We start from the raw sequence: 20,030 nt of genomic DNA, 5'->3' as shown, positions 1-20,030 counted from the left end.
GGGGTGCGGGTGAGCGGGAAGATAGCGGGACTGTCGGCGACTTGGTGCGCGACCCGGCTGGTACTACTGCTCTTCGTCTTCGGGGTCTACGTCTTCCCGGGTCCCGACGTCACCAGTGACGTGTCGGTGATCTACCGGGGCTGGTACGAGGTGCTGCGCCAAGGAACGTTTCCGCTCGCCGACGTGACCTGGCAGTACCCGCCCGCCGCCGCGCTCGCGATCCTCTCCCCCGCCGCCCTGCCGTTCCTGAGCTACCCGCACGCCTTCTTCGTGCTGGTGTGCCTGGCCGACCTGGCCGTGCTGGCCCTGCTGCTGCACGCGGGCCGGCGGCCCGGCCGCTCGCTGCGCGGGGCGTGGACCTGGGTGGTGGGCGTGCCCCTGCTCGGCCCGACGGTGTACGCCCGCTACGACCTGATGGTGACCGCGGTGGCCGTGGCGGCCCTGCTCGCGGGGATCCGGCATCCCCGGGTGATGGGCGCGCTGGTGGGATTCGGGGCGCTGCTGAAGGTGTGGCCGGCGCTGCTGCTGGTGGGCGCAACCCGGTTGCGGGGGTGGCTGTCGGCCGCGGTGACCGTGTGCGGTGTCGCGACGCTGTTCGCGGTGTCCATGCCGGGCGCCTTCGCCTTTCTCACCTTCCAGCGGGACCGGGGCACGGAGGTGGAGTCACTGGGCAGCCTGGTCTTCCATGTGGCCCGGCACCACGGCTGGCAGGGGGAGGTGCTGCTGAACTACGGGTCGATCGAGTTCGTCGGCCCGTACGTCGGGCTGGTCAGCAACGTCGCGATGGCGCTCACCGGGGCGGCGTTCGGCTGGCTGCTGCTGTGGCGGCGGCGGGCGTCCCGGTTCGAGGCGCACACGCCCGCGGACGCGGCCCTCACGGCGGTGCTGCTGTTCACGGTCACCAGCCGGGTGATCAGCCCGCAGTACCTGGTGTGGCTGATCGGCCTGGCCGCCGTGTGCCTGTGCTTCCGGGCCAGCCGCATGGGCGCCCCCGCCCTGATGGCCCTCGCCGCGGCCTTCCTGACGGTCCTCGAGTTCCCGATCGGCTTCGTGCACGTGGTCGTGAGCGACACGTACGGCATCACGCTGCTCGTCCTGCGCAACGGCCTGCTCGTCGCCGCCACGTTCATGGCGGCCCGCCGGCTGTGGCGCTCCACGGTCCCCATGGTCACCGCGGCCCCACCGGCCCCTCAGCCGGCTCCCGCGAAGGAGACCTCGGTCTCCTGACGGCGGGCCCGCCGGAACAGCACCGCCACCGCCCCGCACTGCACGGCCATCGCGAGCGCCAGGGCCAGGCCGACGCCGGGCAGGCCGAGCCCGGAGAGGGGGTACGCCAGGGGCAGCTGGACGGCGGTGCCGAGCAGGGTGGCCCGGAGCAGGGCCGGAGCTCCCCCGCTGCCCTCGAAGACCCCGCCGAGCGCGATGAAACAGGCCATCAGCAGCAGGTAGGGCCCGATGCAGCGCAGGAACAGCACACCCTGGTGGGCGACCTCGGGTCCGGCGCCGAAGGCGGCCATGATCCAGGGGGCGGTGGCGGCGAACAGGGCGGCGGCGCCCAGGCCGAGGCCCCCGGACACGAGCAGCGCCTGCCGGCCTATGTCCCGGCGCGCGTCCTGCCCCGCACCCCGGGTGTGCGCGGTGTGGATGGCGGCGGCCTGCCGTACCGAGTAGAAGGCCATGGTCGCGACGTACATGACCTTGTACGCGATCGAGTAGGCGGCCACCGCCGTCACTCCGAGCCGGGCCACGATCGCCACCAGCACCAGGGACCCGCCCTGCCGCACGGTGAAGTCGGCGGACATGGGCAGGCCGGTGGCCAGGGTTCGGCGCAGGGCGGCGAGGACCGGTTCGGCGGCAGGGGTGCCGGCCGCCGTCCGCAGCAGCGCGTCGCGGCCGAGCGCGCGCAGGCCCGCCACGAGGGCCACGCAGCGGCACAGCACGGTCGAGGCCGCGGCGCCCCGGACGCCGTAGAGGTGGATCAGGACCGGGTCGCAGAGCAGGATCAGCCCGTTGGCCAGCAGGGCGAGCCGCATCGGGGTACGCGTGTCGCCGGCGCCCTTGAGGATGCCGTCGACGAGTTGCTGGGCGAAGAAGACGGCCATGCCCGGCAGGGAGATCGCGAAGTAGGCGGTCGCGAGGCGCAGGGCCGCCGCGTCGCCGCCCCCGAGGACCAGGCGGGCCGACGGCTCGCGCAACAGGAACCCGCCGACCACGACCACCGGCGTCACCAGAGCGCACAGCGCCCTACCGCCGCGCACCGCGGCCCGCAGGGCGGCGGGATCGCGAGCTCCCCTGGCGTGCGCGACGAGCACGGTCGTACCGGAGGCGAAGACGAGCGCGATGCCGAGCAGCACGTTCTCGGTGTTGGTCGCGAGGGCGACGGCGGCCACGGCGGCACCGCCGAGCCGGGAGACCCAGACGGTGTTGATGATCCCGGAGGCGACCGAGGCGAGGAGCGAGAGGTAGACGGGGTGGGCGAGCGAGACGAGTTGCCTGCGGTGCGCGTTCACACGGAGCCCCCTCTTATCGAGCTACATCGTTTAGAGGTAGCTCGATAAGAGCTAGCATGAGTCCCACGCCCGCTGCAAGGAGGATTTCGCGTGCTGGAACTGTCGATCCTGGGTTTCCTCGCCGAGGAACCCCTGCACGGCTACGAGCTGAAGGAGCGCATCAAGGCGCTGAGCGGGCATGTCCGGCCGGTCAGCGACGGCGCCCTCTACCCGGCCATCAACCGGCTGGTCGCCGCGGGCAAGCTCGACCAGCGCACCGAGGAGGGCGCGAGCGCCGCCCCGCGCCGGGTGCTGTCCCTGACCGGGAAGGGCCGCGCGGAGCTGCTGGAGCGGCTGCGCACTCCCAAGCAGGCCGAGATCACCGACCAGGTCCGCTTCAACACCGTCCTCGCCTTCCTGCGGCACCTGGACGACCCGGCGGAACAGGCCGCGGTGCTGCGCCGCCGCCTGGACTTCCTGGAGGCCCCGGCGAGCTTCTTCTACCGGGACGGGGAGCCGGTGCGCGCGGAGGAGGCGGGTGACCTGTTCCGGCAGGGCATGCTGCGGGTCGCCCGGGCCACCGGCACGGCCGAGCGGGAGTGGCTGCGCGAGGCGATCGAGGTGCTCGGTCAGCTCAGCTGAGCACGCACGTACTGCCGCCACTCCGCGGTGAACGCCTTGGGCGTGGTCCCGAGCACCTTCTTCAGTGCCTCCTCGACCGCGCCCGCCCGCGCCCGGTGCATGCCGACGGCCCGGTAGAAGGCGCCGAGCCGGCCCTCTCCCCAGTGGTCGGCGATCATCCGGCAGGCGAGCCAGCCGCTCTCGTAGGACTGCGCGAGGTGGGCGGGGTCGGTGCTGAAGCCGAAGTCCTTGTCGGCGGGGAGACTCGCGGGCACCTTGCCGTCCTGGACCGCGCGGGCCAGTTCCGGTGCGGCCTCGACGGGCGTGCGGCCGGTGCCGAGGTAGCCGATCCAGTCGGCGTACCCCTCGGAGAGCCACAGCGGGGTGGCGGCGTCGGTGTGCGCGCGGGTGGCCACATGAGTGGTCTCGTGGGTGAGCACGACCTGCTTGCCGACGCCACCCAGCAGCACGTACGCCTCCGGGTTGACGACCACCCGGTCCGCGGGCGCCCTGCCCGCGCCGCCCACCTCGCCGGTGGTGACGGCGGCGATGCCCCGATAGTCGGCGGCGGGCGAGCCCAGCAGCCCCGCCATGCCCTCCAGCGTGCGCGGGACGAGGACGACGACCCGGCGGGTCCAGTCCGTGCCCCACGCGCGGGAGACGGCCGGGACCGCGCGGTCGGCGAGCCGGGCGTAGGCGCGCAGGTCGCCGACGCTCTGACCGGCCCCGAGGACCAGGCTGTGGGCGCCCTTCACGGCGGTCACCGTGCCCTGGTCCCACAGCTGCTCCCCGGCCTTCCGCGCGGGCTTGTCGGCGGTGACGTACCACGTGCCGTCGGCGGTGCGGCCGAGCGCGAGGGTGCGGCGGACGCTGACTGGGGCCCCGTCGTAGCCGGCGATCCGGTAGCGCAGCTCGGCGTCCGCGGTGGCGCCCGAGCCGCCACCGTGCACGGCGGTCACCCGGTAGGCCCAGGAGGCCAGCGGGAGCGCGCGCAGGCGGACGTACCCGGTCCGGGTGCCCGTCGTGCCGTACGCCGTCTCGTCGTGCCCGAGCAGGGCCGCGGAGCGCCGGTCGAGCACCTGCTGCACCTCGGCCGTGGCCGGGTCGGCCGCGGTCCGCCCGCCGCATCCGGCGAGGGGCGCCGCGAGCAGCAGACAGAGCCCCGCCGCCGCGGCGCGCCACACCCTTCTACGACCAGCCATTTCCCGATCGTACGGTGCGCGCGGGAGGTCAGGGACGGGTCACCGAGGAGATGGGCATCATGCCGACCGGGTCGTAACGCACCGGCGCGCCCGGGTAGGGGGCGTGGATGACCTGGCCGTTGCCGACGTACATCGCCACATGGCTGGCGTCGGAGCGGTAGACGACCAGGTCGCCGGGGCGCGCCTGGGAGAGCGGGATCTGCCGGCCGGCGTACCGCTGCTCCTGCGAGGTGCGCGGCAGATGGATGCCGGCGTGCCCGTACGACCACTGCATCAGGCCCGAGCAGTCGAAGCCGGAGGGGCCGGTCGCACCCCACACGTAGGGGCGGCCGAGGGCGGAGCGGGCGGCGGCGACGGCGGCCGCCGCGCGGGCGTCGGGGGCGACGGCACCGGACAGGTCGGGCAGGTCGACCCGGTCGGAGCGGGAGGCCCGGTCGTAGGCGGCGCGTTCGGCGGCGGGCAGCGAGTTGAGCAGCTGCCGGGCCCTGGCGAGCTTCCTCTCCACGGTCCGCTTGTGCGTGGCGACGGCCCTGCGGCTCTGCTCCAGCGCGGCGAGCTTCCCGGCGGCCTCGGCGCGCTCCTGGGCCAGCTCACGCATCGCCGTGCTCAACTCGCGCAGCTCGCCCGCCTGCTGGGCGCCGATGCGGTCGAGGGTGGCCGCCTTGTCCAGGTAGTCGTCGGGGTCGTCGGAGAAGAGCAGCGCGACGGCCGGGTCGATCCCGCCGGCGCGGTACTGGGCGCCGGCCAGCGAACCGAGCCGCTCGCGCATGGTGTTGATGCGCTGCTGCTGCCGGGCGATGTGGTCCTGGGCGTCCCGGACCTCCCGGCGCAGCACGTCGGCCCGCTCGTCGGCCTTGTCGTAGGCCTGGGTCGCCCTCTCGGCCTCCTCGTAGAGGTGGTCCACCTCGGCACGGGTGTCCCCGTGCGGCGCTGCTTGGACGGGTACGGCTCCGAGCGCGGCGGCCGCGGCCGACAACACGCACAGGGCGACGCCGGCGCCCCGGTTGAACCCGGACAGTGCAAGGCGGCGATGGGACCCCACGGCAGTCCTTCTGCTGGCGGACAGGGACAGCTTCCCCGGCGCCGGGGACGGGGAGGCCCCTGCGCCGGGGAATCGCGGCAGACAGTAGCCGTGCGGAAGGACCGCGCCGAACGACCTCGAGCGGCGCACAAAGCCGACGCCCCGCCCTGACGCAGGTCATGGGCGGGGCGTGGAGTCAGTCTCGGTTCATCGGATTCGCCCGTTCGGGCGCCACCGAGTCAGCGTCGCGGAGTTGTCAGACCCGGACGCCGAACTGGAACGGCATGTTGCCGATGGCCTCGTAGCGGACCACGGCACCGGTGTGCGGGGCGTGCAGCACCTGGCCGTTGCCGGCGTAGAGGCCGACGTGGTGCAGGTCGCCGTAGAAGAACACCAGGTCGCCGACCTTGAGGTCGCTCTGGTTGTAGATGCGGGTGCCGATGTTCGCCTGGGCCTCGGAGGTGCGCGGGATGGAGACACCGGCCTGCGCGTAGGACCAGGAGGTCAGGCCCGAGCAGTCGAAGGAGGAGGGGCCGGAGGCGCCGTAGACGTACGGCGAGCCGATCTTGCTCTGGGCGGCGGAGAACGCAGCCGAGGCGCGGTCGGAGGCGGGCGGGGCGTCGCCGAGGTCCACACGCTCGGTGGAGGAGCGGTTGGCACGCGCCTGCTCGGCGGCGAGCGCGGCCTTCTCCTTGGCGGTCAGGGTGTTGAGCAGCTTCTGCGCCTCGGCGAGCTTGCCCTGGACTTCCTTCTTCTTGTTGCCCAGCTCGGTGCGGGTGGCGGCGAGGTCCTTGAGCTTGTCGGTGGCCTCGGCCCGCTCCTGGGCGAGTTCGCGCTGTTTGTCCTGAATCTTCTTCAGGGCCTCGACCTGCTGGCTGCTCAACTGGTCGAGCGTGGAGGCCTTGTCGAGGAAGTCGTCCGGGTTGGAGGACAGGAAGAGCTGGACCGAGGAATCTATGCCACCGGAGCGGTACTGGGCGGTCGCCAGCGAACCCAGGCCGTCGCGGAGCTTGTTGAGCTCCTGCTGGCCACGGGCCACGTTGTCCTGGATGGTGGAGATTTCCTTCTGCAGCTTCTGCTGCTTCTCCTTGGCCCCGTTGTACTTCTCGGTGGCCTGCTCCGCCTGCTCGTAGAGCTTGTCGACCTTCGCCTTGACCTCGTCCTTGCCGAGCTTCTCGCTCGGCGCGGCATTGGCGGCGTTCGCGCTGAGCGCGACGGCAGCGGCGGCTGCGGTGGTCAGCACGGTGACACGCGTGCGACTCGGCTGCTTGGGTCGACGATGGGACGCCACGGAGGACGAACTCCTTCTTGTGAGTGTTCACCCGTTCGGAGGTTCGAGCCCAGACCCTAGTGACCCAGTTGTGATCAGTTCAAATCCTCGCGGCAAAAAACCCTGTGACGCAATGCATTCTTTGCACATAACTCACGTGCAGTGAGGCGCGATTGACCCTACGTGGCGTGAGAGTCGGGTCAATTCGGGCATTACATATGCGCGTTGGACCTTCAGGACAGTCGCTTCAGAAGTACCGCAGAGGCGACGGGACGGGCACCGGCCCTGGCGACCCCGTCGGCCACCTCCCGGTCGGTCGAGGCGACGATGACCGGACGGCCCGGCGGCTCCGCGCGCACGAGCTGGCGGATCAGCTCGTCGGCCGTGACCCCCGGCTTGGAGAACAGCACCCGCACCCCGCGCGGTGGCGCGAGCAGCACCGGCGCGGCCAGTTCGGCGCCGTCGAAGACACATGTCACCTCGGCGCCGGTCTGCGCGGCGAGGGCCGAGAGCTGCCCCAGGAGCCGCAGCCGCTGCTTCTCCAGCGGCATCTGCGGATAGCCGGTCTTGGTGACGTTGTAGCCGTCGACGACCAGATGCGCCTGCGGCAGCGCGAGCAGCTGGTCCAGGATAGCCGGGTCGTTCTCGGACAGGGCCCGGGCCGCGATGTCCTTCGGGGTCATACGCCCCGGCTCGACCGCGTCCACGGTCTCGGCCGGGCGCACGGAGACCGGGGGCAGGGCGAGTTCGCGCCGCAGCCCCTGGGTGGCGTCCAGCAGGGTGTCGAGCAGCAGCCGTACCCGCATGTCCTCGACGCTGCGCCCCTCACGGGCCGCCCGGCGGGTGGCCTCCAGCGCGGCCTCGGCCTCGCCCAGGCGGGCCTTGAGCCGGCGGGACTCGCTCTCGGCGACCGACAGCTGCGCCTGCCCCTCGGCGCGTACGGCCTCGATCTCGCCCTGGACCTTGCGCAGCGCGGCCTCGCCGCGCTTCACGTCGCTGAGCGCGGCACGCAGCTTACGGTGCAGCGACTCCGCTTCCTTCTTCGCCGACTCCAGATCGACGCGCAGCCGTTCCGTCTCGGTCCGGGTCTGCGCCCGGGCCTCGGCCAGCTCCTCGCGCAGCCGCTCCAGCTCGGCCCGACTCTCCTCGTCGGCCCGCTCGGCGTCCGCGCGCTGGGCCTCCTCGCCGGCCGCGGTGACCAGCTTCACCCAGCCCGCCGGGCGCAGTACGTAGGCCGCGGCCGCCACGTCGAGCGGGTCCGCGGCCGGGGGCGGTGAGCCTGAGTCGAGGGCGCCGGACAGCTCCGGCTGCACCTCTCTGAACTTCTCCCCGATCCGCTGCCGGAAGAGCGGATCGGTCTCCAGCGCGGCCGCCATCGCGTTCCCGGCGAACTTGGCCCGCCGGTTCGGGGCGAACCGGGCGTACTGCCGCAATTGGGCGGGCAGTTCCGCAACCGTCAGGCCGCCGAACCCGTCCGAGACGATCTGCACGACCCGTCGGCGCACGCCGTCGGGCAGCGGACGGTCAAGCACCTCAGCGGTGCCGTCGCCCGGCCCCCCGCCTGCGGTCTCCACCATCCGTCACACCCCAATACCTGTACGGGGCCCGCTCCGCTCAGGAGCCGGCGCCCGGCCTGTCCACGAGTTCCACCTGGTCCACCGCGTTGCACCAACGGCAGCGGACCGAGTCGATGGTCTCACTGACCACCTCGCGTTCCTCGACCGTCGGCTCACCGGCGAGGTCGAGGTGGACGTACTCGACGACCTTCGACGAGCGGGTCACATCGAAGCGGGTGAGGTTGCCGCAGAGGGTGCAGCGCCATCGCGTCGTGGCGGTCGGCAGGGGAACCGTCATCGTGACTGTTCGCTTCCTTCTCGGGTCGGTCCGCGCCGCTCCTCGACGCGTGTGGCTCGTAACCCTACGGCCTGGCGGGTGCTCACCGCCCGTCCGTCCACGGCGGCGAGGCGGTCTGTCAGGTTGCGTCCCCTTACGTCATGCTCTGTAGTCATGATCAACGCCTGGGGCACGACGGCCGGCCGCACACTCAGGGCGCTCCGGGACACTCCCGCGCCGATGACGCACGCCCTCATCGCCGTGTGCTCCCTGATCTTCGTCCTGGGACCGGCCTCGGGGCTCACTCCGGCGTACGGCTCGGCGGACGCGCTGCCGGCCGCGCAGCGTGCGTACTTCCGGCACTGGGGGGTGGTCCCGGCGCGGTTGTTCGACGAGCCCGTCCGGGAGGCCCTGACCCCGGTCACCGCGCTGTTCGTGCACGGCAGCTGGGTACATCTGCTCGGCAACATGCTCTTCCTCTTCGTCTTCGGGATGATGACCGAGGAACGGATGGGCCGGGTGGAGTTCACCCTCTTCTACATCGGCTGCGGCTACCTGGCCCTGCTGGGCTACGCGGCCGCCAACGCCACCTCCGAGCAGTCGCTGGTGGGCGCGTCCGGGGCGATCTCGGCGGTTCTCGGCGCGTTCCTCTACCTGTTTCCCCGCGCCCGTGTCACCAGTCTGCTCCCCTTTCTGTTCTTCCTGCCGATGCGCTTCCCGGCCTGGGTGGTGCTGCCCTTCTGGGCGGCGCTGCAGTGGCTGGCGGCAGGGCGCTCCGGAGAGGGGCCGGGGGTGGCCTACCTCGCGCACCTGGTCGGCTTCGGGGCGGGGTTCGGGTACGCATGGGTGCGGTACCGGAAGAAGGAGGGGCCGAAGGGCGGCCTCGGTACGGCGGTGGTGGGAGACGGGCGGGCGACTAGAGTGAAGTGCGCACCGGCTCCGGCACCCGAGGGAGAGAACCCGTCGTGATCACCGCGATCGTCCTGATCAAGACCAGCGTGGACCGGATCCCCGAGATCGCGGAGCAGATCGCTTCGCTGGATTCGGTGAGCGAGGTCTTCTCCGTCACCGGTACGTACGACCTGATCGCCATGGTGCGGGTGCGGCAGCACGAGGATCTGGCCGATGTGATTCCGGGGCGGATCAGCAAGATCCCCGGGGTCGAGGCCACGGACACGCACGTCGCCTTCCGTACGTACTCGCAGCACGACCTCGAGGCGGCCTTCGCGATCGGGTTGGACAACTGATCGACTGAAGACCGCCTCACCAGGCGTTCAGCGACTCACACCGCCGGGACGCAACGGCCTTCCTCCGTGCGGTACGTCCACTTCGCGCCCTCGGTCACCAGTTCCTTCACCGCCGAGACGAAGCGTTCCACGTGCTCGTCGGGGGTGCCCGCGCCGAAGCTCACGCGGATCGCGTTCAGGGACTTCTCGCCCGGCGCGGCCTCGGGGGCGCCGCATTCGCCCTGGGTCTGGGGGTCGGAGCCGAGGAGGGTGCGGACCAGGGGGTGCGCGCAGAACAGGCCGTCGCGGACGCCGATGCCGTACTCGGCGGAGAGGGCGGCGGCGAAGTGGGAGCTGTTCCAGCCGTCCACGACGAAGCTGATCACGCCGACGCGCGGGGCGTCGTCCCCGAAGAGGGAGAGGACCCTGACCTCGGGCACCTCGGCCAGGCCGGCACGCACCTTCGCGATGAGGTGCTGCTCGCGGGCGACCAGCGTGTCGAAGCCGGCCTCCGTCAGCGCCTTGCAGGCGGAGGCGATGGAGTAGGCGCCGATGACGTTCGGGGAGCCGGCCTCGTGGCGGGCGGCGGTCTCGTGCCACTCCACGGCCACTCCCCCGTCCTCGCGCCGGGTCACCTTGCGGCTGGCGCCGCCGCCCGCGAGGTACGGCTCGGCCGCGACCAGCCAGTCGGCGCGGCCGGCCAGGACGCCGGAGCCGAAGGGGGCGTACAGCTTGTGGCCGGAGAAGGCGACCCAGTCGACGTCGAGGTCCTGGACCGACACGGGGTGGTGCGGGGCCAGCTGGGCGGCGTCGAGGACGATCCGGGCGCCGTGCGCGTGCGCCGCGGCGGCCAGCTCGCGCACCGGCCACAGCTCACCGGTGACGTTGGAGGCGCCGGTGACGCAGACCAGGGCCGGGCCGTGGCCCCCTTCGATGGACACAGTGCGGTCGGCGAGGGCCCGCTCCAGGGTCTCGACGGCCTGCCGCGGGGTGCGCGGGGCGTTGAGGTAGGTGACGCGGGCGTCCTGCCAGGGCAGCAGGGAGGCGTGGTGCTCGGTCTCGAAGACGAAGACCTGGCAGTCGGCGGGCAGGGCGGCGGCGAGGAGGTTCAGGGAGTCCGTGGTCGAGCGGGTGAAGATCACCTGGTCGGCCGCACGGCAGTCGAGGAACTCGGCGACCGTCCTGCGGGCGTTCTCGAACAGGTCGGTGGAGAGCTGGGAGAGGTAGCCGGCGCCGCGGTGGACGCTGCCGTAGTACGGCGCGTAGGCCGCCACGTCGTCCCAGACGCGCTGGAGGGCGGGGGCGCTGGCCGCGTAGTCGAGCGCCGCGTAGGTGACTTCGCCGCCGGTCACGAGCGGGACGGTGACGTCACGGCCCAGAACGGGCAGAGGGGCACAAACGGACTGGTCGGCGGCAGCGGTGAAGACGGACATGGCGAGCTCCTGTGAGAGGCAATACGGAACCACCACGTGAGCGCGTACGGCTCGAACGTGGGGAAGGTGAAAGGGGTACGCGGAGGCGGGGCTCTACGCCCTATCGCATTCGCTTGCTCACAGAAGGCTCCCTCGACGACCAGGACCCCTGGTTTGCGAGGGGTCCGCGCTTGCCGTGGACCTCGCTGCCCACGGCCTGGTCTTCACCCGGGGCACCCCGCCACGGACGGAGGGTTGCCGGACAGTCGGCCGGGGCCTCATGACTGTCACTCATGACCTGATCAGGAACGTAGCCGAGCTGATCGCCGCCGCGCAACTTCTGTCCGGATCCCGGGACACCGCTACGACGGCGATCAGCCACCCGCTACTTGTTGCTGGCCGCCACCCACCGCTCCAGCGTCCGCCTCGCCTCGCCCGAGTCGATCGACACGGCCGCCCTGGCCATGCCGGCGCGGAGCTGCTCGGCCAGGGGGGCCTCGGTCGGGTCGAGGGCCACCAGGGCGGCCGCCGAGTTCAGCAGCACCGCGTCCCGGACCGGGCCCTGCTCGCCGTCCAGCAGGCGGCGGGCGACCTCCGCGTTGTACGACGCATCGGCGCCGCGCAGGGCCTCCACGGGGACGAGGTCGATGCCGACGTCCCGCGGGTCGAAGCTCTCCTCCGCGACCTTGCCGTCCCGGACCACCCACACCCGGGAGGTGGACGTGGTCGTCAGCTCGTCCAGGCCGTCGTCGCCCCGGAAGACCAGGGCGGAGTTGCCGCGCGCGGCGAGGACCCCGGCCACGATCGGGGCCATCCGGGGGTCGGCGACACCGACCGCCTGGGCGCGCACCTTGGCCGGATTGGTGAGCGGGCCGAGCACGTTGAAGGTGGTACGGATCCCCAACTGCCCGCGCGCCGCGGCGACATGACGCAGGGCCGGGTGGAACTTCACGGCGAAGCAGATGGTGATGCCGGCCTCGTCGGCGACCTCGGCGACCCGCTTCGGGGTCAGGTTCAGGTTGATCCCGAGCTTCTCCAGGACGTCGGAGGACCCGGAGGCGGAGGACGCGGCGCGGTTGCCGTGCTTGACGACCTTCGCTCCGGTGCCGGCGACGACGATCGACGACATCGTGGAGATGTTCACCGTCTTGGCGCCGTCACCACCGGTGCCGACGATGTCGACGGCCGGCCCGGGCACCTCGATCACGTTGGCGTGCTCGTACATGGTCCGCACGAGTCCGGTGATCTCCTCCACCGTCTCGCCCTTGGACCGCAGGGCCACCAGGAACCCGGCGATCTGTGCGTCGGTCGCCTCGCCGCGCATGATCAGGTCCATCGCCCAGGCCGTGTCGTCGGCGGACAGGTCCCGGCCGTCCAGCAGCCCGTTCAGCAGGGCGGGCCAGGAACGGCCCGCCGCGGTGTCGCCTCCAGCGGGGGTCACAGCGTTCATAGCCGCTCCTGGGTGTCTAGAAGAACAGTGTGGTCCCACCCTATCCAGCCCGGGACACGGCGAAGGGCCCCGTCCGCAACACGGACGGGGCCCTTCGGCGTGGTGTGGCGACGCGGGGATCAGTGGTGGCCGTGGCCGCTCGTGATCTCCTTGTACTCGTCGACAGTCGGCTTCGGGATCTGGTTGTCCTCGCCGTAGTAGGCGTTGCTGAGCTTGGCGCGCAGCTTCTCGGACGCCTTCACCTTGCGCTCGACACCGTTCTCGTCGACCGTCGGGCCGATCTCGGCCGGCTCGTACTGGTGGTGAGCCGTGAGGGTGTGCAGCTGCTCCTGGCTGAGCGGCTCGTGCACCTCGATGAACTCACCGTGCGGCAGGCGCTTGATGATGCCGGTCTCGCGACCGTGCAGCACCTTGTCGCGGTCGCGGCGCTGCAGGCCGAGGCAGATCCGCTTGGTGGTGATGAACGCGATGACCGGTCCGGCGAAGAAGAAGATCCGGACGAACCAGGTCACGTCGTTGATCGACAGGTGGAAGTGGGTGGCGATGAGGTCGTTGCCACCACCGATCAGGCCGACCATGTACACGGTGACCCAGGCGACACCGAACGCGGTACGGGTCGGGGCGTTGCGCGGGCGGTCCAGGATGTGGTGCTCGCTCTTGTCGCCGGTGACCCAGGACTCGATGAACGGGTAGAGCGCGATCGCGGCCAGGACGAGGCCGAAGAGCACCAGCGGGATGAACACGCCCAGGACGAGCGTGTGACCCCAGAAGTTGATCTCCCAGCCCGGCATGTAGCGGACCAGACCCTCGGCGAAGCCCATGTACCAGTCGGGCTGGGCGCCGGTGGACACCTGGTCGGGGCGGTAGGGACCCATGGCCCAGATCGGGTTGATCTGCGTCACCGCGGCGATGGCCGCGATCACACCGAAGACCAGGAAGAAGAAGCCTCCGGCCTTGGCCATGTAGACCGGCAGCAGCGGCATGCCGACGACGTTGTTGTTCGTCTTTCCGGGACCCGCGAACTGCGTGTGCTTGTGGTAGAAGACCAGGATCAGGTGGCCCACCATCAGGCCGAGCATGATGCCCGGCAGTAGCAGGATGTGGATCGAGTAGAACCGGGCGACGAAGTCGTGACCGGGGAACTCGCCGCCGAAGAGGAAGAACGAGATGTAGGTGCCGACGATCGGCATCGACAGGATCGCGCCCTCGGTGAAGCGGACACCGGTGCCGGAGAGCAGGTCGTCCGGGAGCGAGTAACCGGTGAAGCCGGTGAACATGCCCAGGACGAACAGCAGGAAGCCGAACAGCCAGTTGATCTCACGCGGCTTGCGGAACGCGCCGGTGAAGAACACGCGCATCATGTGCACGAACATGCCGGCGAGGAAGATCAGCGCGGCCCAGTGGTGGATCTGCCGGATGAGCAGACCACCGCGCACGTCGAAGGAGATGTGCAGGGTCGAGTTGAACGCCTCGGACATCAGCTGTCCCTGGAGCGGGACGTAGCTGCCGTGGTACTCCACCTCGTTCATCGACGGGTGGAAGAACAGCGTCAGGTAGACACCGGTCAGGATGATGATGAGGAAGCTGTACATGCAGACTTCGCCCAACATGAACGACCAGTGGTCGGGGAAGATCTTGCGCATGTTGGACTTGGCCAGGGAGTAGATCCCGAGCCGTCCGTCGGCCCAGTCGGCCACCCGCTCGCCGGCCGGCGCCTTGCCGCGTCGCTCGTTGTTCTCGTTGGTGCTCATCCGCGCTCCCAGAATGCAGGACCGACGGGCTCTTCGAAGTCGCCGAGCGCCTCGAGGTAGCCCTCGTCGTTCACGCCGATGCGGAGCTGCGGCAGGGCGTGACCGGCGGGGCCGAAGATCACTCGGGCACCGTCGGAGAGGTCGAAGGTGGACTGGTGGCACGGGCACAGCACGTGGTGCGTCTGCTGCTCGTACAGGGAGATCGGGCAGCCCACGTGGGTGCAGATCTTCGAGAACGCGACGATGCCCTGGTGCGACCACTCGAGCTCGCGCTTGTCCTTGATGTTGTCCGGCTGCAGCCGGATGATCATCAGGGCCGCCTTGGCGATCTCGTTCTGGAAGTCCTCCTGTGCCTCCTCCAGGCCCTCGGGCTTGGCGAAGGTCAGCGAACCGACGGCGACGTCCTCGGGACGCAGCGGCTGGTTCGTGTTCATGTTGACGAGCAGCTTGCCCTTGGCCCACAGCGTGTGGCGCAGCGAGGTGCCGGGCAGCGGGCCGAGGTCGCGCAGCAGCATGACGCCGGAGAGCGGCACCATGGCCATCGCCCCGAACATCGTGTTGCGGATCAGCTTGCGGCGGCCGAGCGCCGACTCCTTGGCACCCTGCTTGAAGTCCGCGTGGACCTTCGCACGGACCTCGGGAGAGGCGGCGATCGCGTGCCGCTCGTCGGCGACCTCGACGTCGGACATCAGGGTGCGGGCCCAGTGGACCGCACCCGCGCCGATGCAGAACAGCGCCGTACCGAGGGTCAGGCCGAGCGCGAAGTTCAGCGCGCTGATGTGGCCCAGCGGGAAGACGAAGATCGACTTGTCCTGCGGGATCGCCACGTACGAGACGATGAAGCCGACGGTGGCGAGCATCGACACCGTGAACAGCAGGGCGACGAAGCGCTCGGACCGCTTGGCGGCCCGCTCGTCGATGTCCTGGATCCGGTGCTCGTGGGGCGGCAGCCCCGGGTCCGCGAACGGGTTCTGCTCGTCCGCGACGCTCACGGCGCCGTGCGCGTGCTCCTGCTCAGCGGGCAGGTTCTCTTCTGGAATGTCTTGGCTACTCATGACTTCTTGGCCTTTGCGGTCCGAGCGGCGACCCAGACGGCTACCGCGATCAGCGCACCGAGGCCGAAGACCCATGCGAACAGGCCCTCGGTGACCGGGCCGAGACCGCCCAGCTCCATGCCGCCCGGCTGCTCCGTCTCGCTGCTGTTGATCGCGTTCAGGTACGCGATGACGTCCTTCTTGTTCTTCTCCGACAGCGTGGTGTCGGGGAAGGACGGCATGTTCTGCGGGCCCGTCTGCATGGCCTCGTAGATGTGCTTCGGGTCGACGCCCGTCAGGTCCGGCGCGAACTTGCCCTTGGTGAGGGCACCACCCTTGCCGGTGAAGTTGTGGCACTGCGCGCAGTTGGTACGGAACAGCTCGCCACCCTTGGCGATGTCCGCACCCTCCGGGCCGTACTGCGCCTTCGTCGGCACCTCGGGGCCAGCGCCCAGCGAGGCGACGTACGCCGCGAGCTGGTCGATCTCGGCCTGGGTGTAGATGTTCTTCTTCTTTACGACCTGCGGGCCCTGCGAGGTGGCGGCCGGCATACGGCCGGTCGCGACCTGGAAGTCGACCGCCGCAGCGCCCACGCCGACCAGGCTCGGGCCGTCGGAGGAGCCCTGGCCACCGGTGCCGTGGCAGCTGGCGCAGCCGACCTCGTAGAGCTTCTTGCCCTCCTTGATGGTCAGGGACTGGGAGGTTTCATCGGCCTGCGCCTTGCTCGCGGGCGCGAACGCGGCGTACAGCCCCCCAGTGGCCGCCAGCGCGAGGAGTAGGACGACGACCGCCGCCAGCGGATGGCGTCGTCGTGCGGAGAGCTTTTTCACGGATTACCCCGGTGTCAGGATCTTCTGCGTCGATGCTTCAGGATGTGCGGGAGCGGTCCCGGCTACTTGATCAGGTAGATCGTGGCGAAAAGGCCGATCCAGACCACATCGACGAAGTGCCAGTAGTAGGACACGACGATGGCGGCGGTCGCCTGCTCGTGAGTGAACCTCTTGGCCATGTAGGTGCGGCCCAGGACAAACAGGAAGGCGATGAGACCGCCCGTCACGTGCATGCCGTGGAAGCCGGTGGTCAGGTAGAACACCGAGCCGTACGGGCCGGAGGACAGGGAGATCCCGTCCTTCTTCACCAGCTCGGTGTACTCGTAGATCTGACCGCCGATGAAGATCGCACCCATGATGAAGGTGAGGATGAACCAGCCACGGAGCTTCTTCACGTCCCCGCGCTCGGCGGCGAACACGCCGAGCTGGCAGGTGAGCGAGGAGAGCACCAGGATCGTGGTGTTCGTCGCGGAGAAGGGCACGTTGAGCGCATGTGCCTGCTCCGTCCAGTACGCCGGTCCGGTCACCGACCGGAGGGTGAAGTACATCGCGAAGAGGGCCGCGAAGAACATCAGCTCGGAACTCAGCCAGATGATGGTTCCGACGCTGGTGAGGTTCGGTCGATTGACCGACGGGTGCGCGTGCCCGGTTTCTACTGTCGTTGCTGTCGCCACGACCGACATTATGTCGGTCGCTTATCCCGCCCTCACTCCGGGGGGTGCCGTTCGGAGTGTTGCTGCCCGCCGAACCGGTGTTGACGTGGTGTTCATGGGAGTAACATCCGCCCCGAACGGCCCTGTCCGTACGACGCTGACGTCTCGGAGGAAGCATGCAGCCGACCGCTACGGTGCTGGTGTACAGCGACGACTCCAACACCCGGGAACAAGTGCGGTTGGCCTCCGGCCGCAGGCCCGCTCCCGATGTGCCCCAGGTCGAGTTCGTGGAGTGTGCGACTCCTGAGGCGGTGCTGCGGGAGCTGGCCAAGGGCGGCATCGATGTGTGCGTGCTCGACGGTGAGGCCGTGCCCATGGGGGGCATGGGGGTGTGCCGGCAGATCAAGGACGAGGTGTTCAACTGCCCGCCTGTGCTGCTGTTGATGGGGCGGCCCCAGGATGCGTGGCTCGCTACGTGGAGCCGGGCCGACGCGGCGGTCACCTTGCCGGTGGATCCGGTGGAGTTCGCGGCCGCCCTGGCCGGTCTGCTCCGTCAGAAGCGGTTGCTGAGCGCCTAGCGGGGTGGGGCGCGAGGCCTGTGCGCGGCTGCCGGTCGTCCGTGGCCTGCCGCGCCCACGCGGCGGAGCCGCGCATCGGTAGAGCCTCGCGCCCCTCAGGTGCTCACACCGCCGTCGGCTGCAGGCGGACGGCGTCCTGGGGAGCGGGGCCGTCGGGGGTGCCGTTGATGAGGGCGCTGCCTGTGCGCCACTTGTTCCAGTCGACGTTCCAGTCGCCGAAGCCGTTGCCGAAGGGCTCCATCGGGTTGCCGTTGGAGTTGACGACCTTGACGATGTCGCCCTCGTGGATGTTCTCGAAGAACCACTCGGCGTTGGATGTGCTCATGCCGGTGCAGCCGTGGCTGACGTTCTCGTAGCCCTGGGAGCCCACTGACCAGGGTGCGGCGTGCACGTACTCGCCCGACCAGGTGACCCGGGTGGCGTAGTAGACCGGCAGGTCGTACGAGTCGGAGCTGCCCTCGGCGATGCCGACCGTGGTGCCGCGCATGCGTACGAAGTACTGCTTGGCCAGTACGACCTTGACCCCGTTGCGGGTCTCGAAGCCGGGCTTGCCGGTCGTGACGGGGATCGACTGGACCTCCTGGCCGTTCTTGTAGAACGTCAGTTGATGCGCCGCCGCGTCCGTGACGGCCTCGATCCGGTCACCGGTGGTGATCTTCAGCGCCTTGGACGTGCCGCCCCAGAGACGGTCACTGATCTTCACGCCGTCGAGGTTGCTGTGCACCTGGATGGTGGCGTGCGTGGGCCAGTACTCCTTGGGGCGGTAGTGGAGTTCCTTGTCGCTCACCCAGTACCAGGAACCCTGGACGGCCGGTGTCGCGTCCACCCTGAGGGCACGCTCCACGACGGCCCGCTGCGCCTTGTCCTTGACCTCGTGGTCGAGTTGGGCGGTGATGGGTTGCCCGACGCCGTACTGGCCCGAATCCGGCCCGAACGTGACGTTCAGGCGCTTGGTGGTCGAGGGCTTGCTGGTGTCGAAGCTGAGGATCTTACGGCCGGGCGCGCCGTCCTCGTCCTCCGTGCTCACCGCGACCGTGTAGTGGGCGTTGGCGGCCAGCGGGGAGGTGCTGTGCCAACGGCTGCCGTCGGCAGCGAGTTCGCCCGCCACGAAGCGCCCTGTGGCGTCGTAGGCGGTGACGTCCGTGATCCGGCCGTCGTCGGTGCTGGTGGTGATCTCCAGGGGCTTGTCCGGGTCGGCCCGCTTCCCGGCGCCGGTGGGGCCGTTGAAGGAGATCTGGTCCGCTGCGTCGTACGGCTTGTCCGACAGGGGGTTGCCGTGCGAAGCGCAGCCGGTGACGCCCGCGCCGAGGGCGGCCACCAGCAGGGTGCAGCTGACGACGGTGCGGGTACGCGGAGTGTTGTTCATATGATCACGCTATGAGATGCAGACCCCATTTGCGCGCTATGTAACTCGTACGAGGGACAGACCTGCGGCAAAAGCAGGAGCCCGGACCCTCCTGACGGAGTGTCCGGGCTCCCGGTGCGCTACTGCGTGCTACTGGGTGCGGTTCTCACCGTGGTAGTACTCGAACACCCAGCCGAACAGGCCGACCAGGATGAACGGTGCGCCGAAGTACAGCAGCCACCAGCCGACCGCGACACCGAGGAAGGCAAGCGCGCCACCGAAGGCGAGGGCGAGCGGCTGCCAGCTGTGCGGGCTGAAGAAGCCCAGCTCGCCCGCGTCGTCCGCGACGTCGGCCTCCCTGTCGTCCTGCGCACCCGCGTCGACCCGCCGGGCGGTGAAGCCCAGGTAGAAGCCGGTCATGACGAGCAGACCGAAGGACAGGAAGAGCGCCGTGGTACCGGCCGGCTCCTTCGACCACACGCCGTACACGACGGCCATGATCAGGATGAAGAAGCTCAGCCAGATGAACATCCGGCCCTGGATCTTCACTTGCCGGCCTCCTTGTTGCCCTCGATGGCGCTGCCGTGACCGGCGTACTCGAGCTGCTCGAGCGCGGCGATCTCGGGGTGGTGCAGGTCGAACGCCGGGGATTCGCTGCGGATCCGCGGCAGGGTGAGGAAGTTGTGCCGCGGCGGCGGGCAGGAGGTCGCCCACTCGAGCGAACGGCCGTAGCCCCACGGGTCGTCCACGCCGACCGGCTTGCCGTACTTGGCCGTCTTCCACACGTTGTAGAGGAACGGCAGGATCGACAGGCCGAGCAGGAACGAACCGATCGTCGAGATCGTGTTCAGCGTGGTGAAACCGTCGGCCGCCAGGTAGTCGGCGTAACGGCGCGGCATGCCTTCCGCACCCAGCCAGTGCTGGACCAGGAAGGTGGTGTGGAAGCCGATGAACAGCGTCCAGAAGGTGATCTTGCCGAGGCGCTCGTCCAGCATCTTGCCGGTCATCTTCGGCCACCAGAAGTGGAAGCCGGAGAACATGGCGAAGACGACCGTACCGAAGACCACGTAGTGGAAGTGGGCCACCACGAAGTACGAGTCGGAGACGTGGAAGTCCATCGGGGGCGAGGCCAGGATGACACCGGTCAGACCACCGAACGTGAAGGTGATCAGGAAGCCGACGGCCCAGAGCATCGGCGTCTCGAAGGACAACGAGCCCTTCCACATGGTGCCGATCCAGTTGAAGAACTTCACACCGGTCGGGACGGCGATCAGGAACGTCATGAAGGAGAAGAACGGCAGCAGCACACCGCCGG

The 20,030-nt window shown here is 70.0% G+C and carries 20 protein-coding genes and 1 riboswitch; of the genes, 5 read left to right on the top strand and 15 right to left on the bottom strand.

Translation table 11 applies throughout. The annotated features are described in order from the left end of the window. Positions 1-9: 9 nt before the first annotated feature. Complete coding sequence (locus ACIF83_RS20870; protein ID WP_399728866.1) at positions 10-1,227, top strand: glycosyltransferase 87 family protein; 1,218 nt, start codon at positions 10-12, stop codon at positions 1,225-1,227. On the opposite strand, the gene ACIF83_RS20865 is transcribed toward ACIF83_RS20870, so the two are convergent. Then, positions 1,191-2,510, bottom strand: a complete 1,320-nt coding sequence (locus tag ACIF83_RS20865) for an MATE family efflux transporter (protein WP_399728863.1) — start codon at positions 2,508-2,510, stop codon at positions 1,191-1,193. The genes ACIF83_RS20870 and ACIF83_RS20865 overlap by 37 nt on opposite strands. 90 nt (positions 2,511-2,600) lie before the next feature. Here ACIF83_RS20865 and ACIF83_RS20860 point away from each other — a divergent pair, with 90 nt between their 5' ends. Next, complete coding sequence (locus ACIF83_RS20860; RefSeq protein ID WP_393466277.1) at positions 2,601-3,131, top strand: PadR family transcriptional regulator; 531 nt, start codon at positions 2,601-2,603, stop codon at positions 3,129-3,131. Here ACIF83_RS20860 and ACIF83_RS20855 read toward each other — a convergent pair. From ACIF83_RS20855 to ACIF83_RS20835, 5 genes are all read right to left on the bottom strand, one after another. Continuing rightward, positions 3,119-4,312 carry a hypothetical protein gene (locus ACIF83_RS20855; RefSeq protein WP_399728859.1) on the bottom strand — a complete coding sequence of 398 codons (1,194 nt, stop codon included), beginning with the start codon at positions 4,310-4,312 and terminating at the stop codon, positions 3,119-3,121. The genes ACIF83_RS20860 and ACIF83_RS20855 overlap by 13 nt on opposite strands. A gap of 28 nt (positions 4,313-4,340) precedes the next feature. Further along, positions 4,341-5,354: an NlpC/P60 family protein gene (locus ACIF83_RS20850; protein ID WP_399728856.1), complete on the bottom strand. Its 1,014-nt coding sequence runs from the start codon at positions 5,352-5,354 to the stop codon at positions 4,341-4,343. A 235-nt stretch (positions 5,355-5,589) separates the two neighbouring features. After that, on the bottom strand, positions 5,590-6,624 hold the full coding sequence (locus ACIF83_RS20845; protein WP_393466268.1) for an NlpC/P60 family protein: 1,035 nt from the start codon (positions 6,622-6,624) through the stop codon (positions 5,590-5,592). A 212-nt stretch (positions 6,625-6,836) separates the two neighbouring features. Then, positions 6,837-8,180 carry an NYN domain-containing protein gene (locus ACIF83_RS20840; RefSeq protein WP_399728853.1) on the bottom strand — a complete coding sequence of 448 codons (1,344 nt, stop codon included), beginning with the start codon at positions 8,178-8,180 and terminating at the stop codon, positions 6,837-6,839. Positions 8,181-8,217: 37 nt separating this feature from the next. Next, on the bottom strand, positions 8,218-8,457 hold the full coding sequence (locus ACIF83_RS20835) for a hypothetical protein (RefSeq protein WP_145875323.1): 240 nt from the start codon (positions 8,455-8,457) through the stop codon (positions 8,218-8,220). 153 nt (positions 8,458-8,610) lie between these two features. Between ACIF83_RS20835 and ACIF83_RS20830 the strand changes: the two genes are divergently transcribed. Next, positions 8,611-9,405 carry a rhomboid family intramembrane serine protease gene (locus ACIF83_RS20830; RefSeq protein ID WP_399728850.1) on the top strand — a complete coding sequence of 265 codons (795 nt, stop codon included), beginning with the start codon at positions 8,611-8,613 and terminating at the stop codon, positions 9,403-9,405. Further along, the gene (locus ACIF83_RS20825; RefSeq protein ID WP_393466258.1) at positions 9,402-9,683 is read left to right on the top strand and encodes an Lrp/AsnC family transcriptional regulator; all 282 of its coding nucleotides are present in this window, start codon (positions 9,402-9,404) and stop codon (positions 9,681-9,683) included. Before ACIF83_RS20830 ends, ACIF83_RS20825 begins: the two co-directional genes overlap by 4 nt. Before the next feature lie 35 nt (positions 9,684-9,718). Here ACIF83_RS20825 and ACIF83_RS20820 read toward each other — a convergent pair whose 3' ends face one another. The 6 genes from ACIF83_RS20820 to ACIF83_RS20795 all read right to left on the bottom strand — a co-directional run bounded on the left by ACIF83_RS20820 (position 9,719) and on the right by ACIF83_RS20795 (position 16,822). Next, entirely contained in the window at positions 9,719-11,095 is a 1,377-nt protein-coding gene (locus ACIF83_RS20820) for an aminotransferase class V-fold PLP-dependent enzyme (protein ID WP_393466256.1), read from the bottom strand. Between the two features lie 161 nt (positions 11,096-11,256). Next, positions 11,257-11,373: riboswitch (SAM riboswitch) on the bottom strand. Positions 11,374-11,459: 86 nt separating this feature from the next. After that, the gene (gene trpD / locus ACIF83_RS20815; RefSeq protein WP_398141818.1) at positions 11,460-12,524 is read right to left on the bottom strand and encodes an anthranilate phosphoribosyltransferase; all 1,065 of its coding nucleotides are present in this window, start codon (positions 12,522-12,524) and stop codon (positions 11,460-11,462) included. 119 nt (positions 12,525-12,643) lie between these two features. Then, positions 12,644-14,275 carry a cytochrome bc complex cytochrome b subunit gene (locus ACIF83_RS20810; RefSeq protein WP_399728845.1) on the bottom strand — a complete coding sequence of 544 codons (1,632 nt, stop codon included), beginning with the start codon at positions 14,273-14,275 and terminating at the stop codon, positions 12,644-12,646. Beyond that, the gene (locus tag ACIF83_RS20805) at positions 14,272-15,330 is read right to left on the bottom strand and encodes a Rieske 2Fe-2S domain-containing protein (protein ID WP_399728842.1); all 1,059 of its coding nucleotides are present in this window, start codon (positions 15,328-15,330) and stop codon (positions 14,272-14,274) included. Before ACIF83_RS20805 ends, ACIF83_RS20810 begins: the two co-directional genes overlap by 4 nt. Further along, the gene (locus tag ACIF83_RS20800; RefSeq protein ID WP_399728839.1) at positions 15,327-16,139 is read right to left on the bottom strand and encodes a c-type cytochrome; all 813 of its coding nucleotides are present in this window, start codon (positions 16,137-16,139) and stop codon (positions 15,327-15,329) included. Before ACIF83_RS20800 ends, ACIF83_RS20805 begins: the two co-directional genes overlap by 4 nt. Positions 16,140-16,201: 62 nt before the next feature. Next, complete coding sequence (locus ACIF83_RS20795) at positions 16,202-16,822, bottom strand: heme-copper oxidase subunit III (protein ID WP_386574347.1); 621 nt, start codon at positions 16,820-16,822, stop codon at positions 16,202-16,204. 146 nt (positions 16,823-16,968) lie between these two features. Between ACIF83_RS20795 and ACIF83_RS20790 the strand changes: the two genes are divergently transcribed. Then, on the top strand, positions 16,969-17,370 hold the full coding sequence (locus ACIF83_RS20790) for a hypothetical protein (RefSeq protein ID WP_386574348.1): 402 nt from the start codon (positions 16,969-16,971) through the stop codon (positions 17,368-17,370). Positions 17,371-17,473: 103 nt separating this feature from the next. Here ACIF83_RS20790 and ACIF83_RS20785 read toward each other — a convergent pair whose 3' ends face one another. The 3 genes from ACIF83_RS20785 to ACIF83_RS20775 all read right to left on the bottom strand — a co-directional run. After that, positions 17,474-18,736, bottom strand: a complete 1,263-nt coding sequence (locus ACIF83_RS20785; protein WP_399728835.1) for an Ig-like domain-containing protein — start codon at positions 18,734-18,736, stop codon at positions 17,474-17,476. 129 nt (positions 18,737-18,865) lie between these two features. Next, positions 18,866-19,264: a cytochrome c oxidase subunit 4 gene (locus ACIF83_RS20780; RefSeq protein WP_393466235.1), complete on the bottom strand. Its 399-nt coding sequence runs from the start codon at positions 19,262-19,264 to the stop codon at positions 18,866-18,868. Continuing rightward, positions 19,261-20,030 (bottom strand): cbb3-type cytochrome c oxidase subunit I (locus ACIF83_RS20775; RefSeq protein WP_398141816.1); only part of this gene is annotated, 770 nt, incomplete at its 5' end. The genes ACIF83_RS20775 and ACIF83_RS20780, both read right to left, overlap by 4 nt.

Origin of the sequence: Streptomyces sp. NPDC085866, assembly GCF_044541035.1 — a bacterium.
Classification (GTDB): Bacteria; Actinomycetota; Actinomycetes; order Streptomycetales; family Streptomycetaceae; genus Streptomyces.
This window is presented reverse-complemented; position numbering and strand designations above follow the sequence as displayed.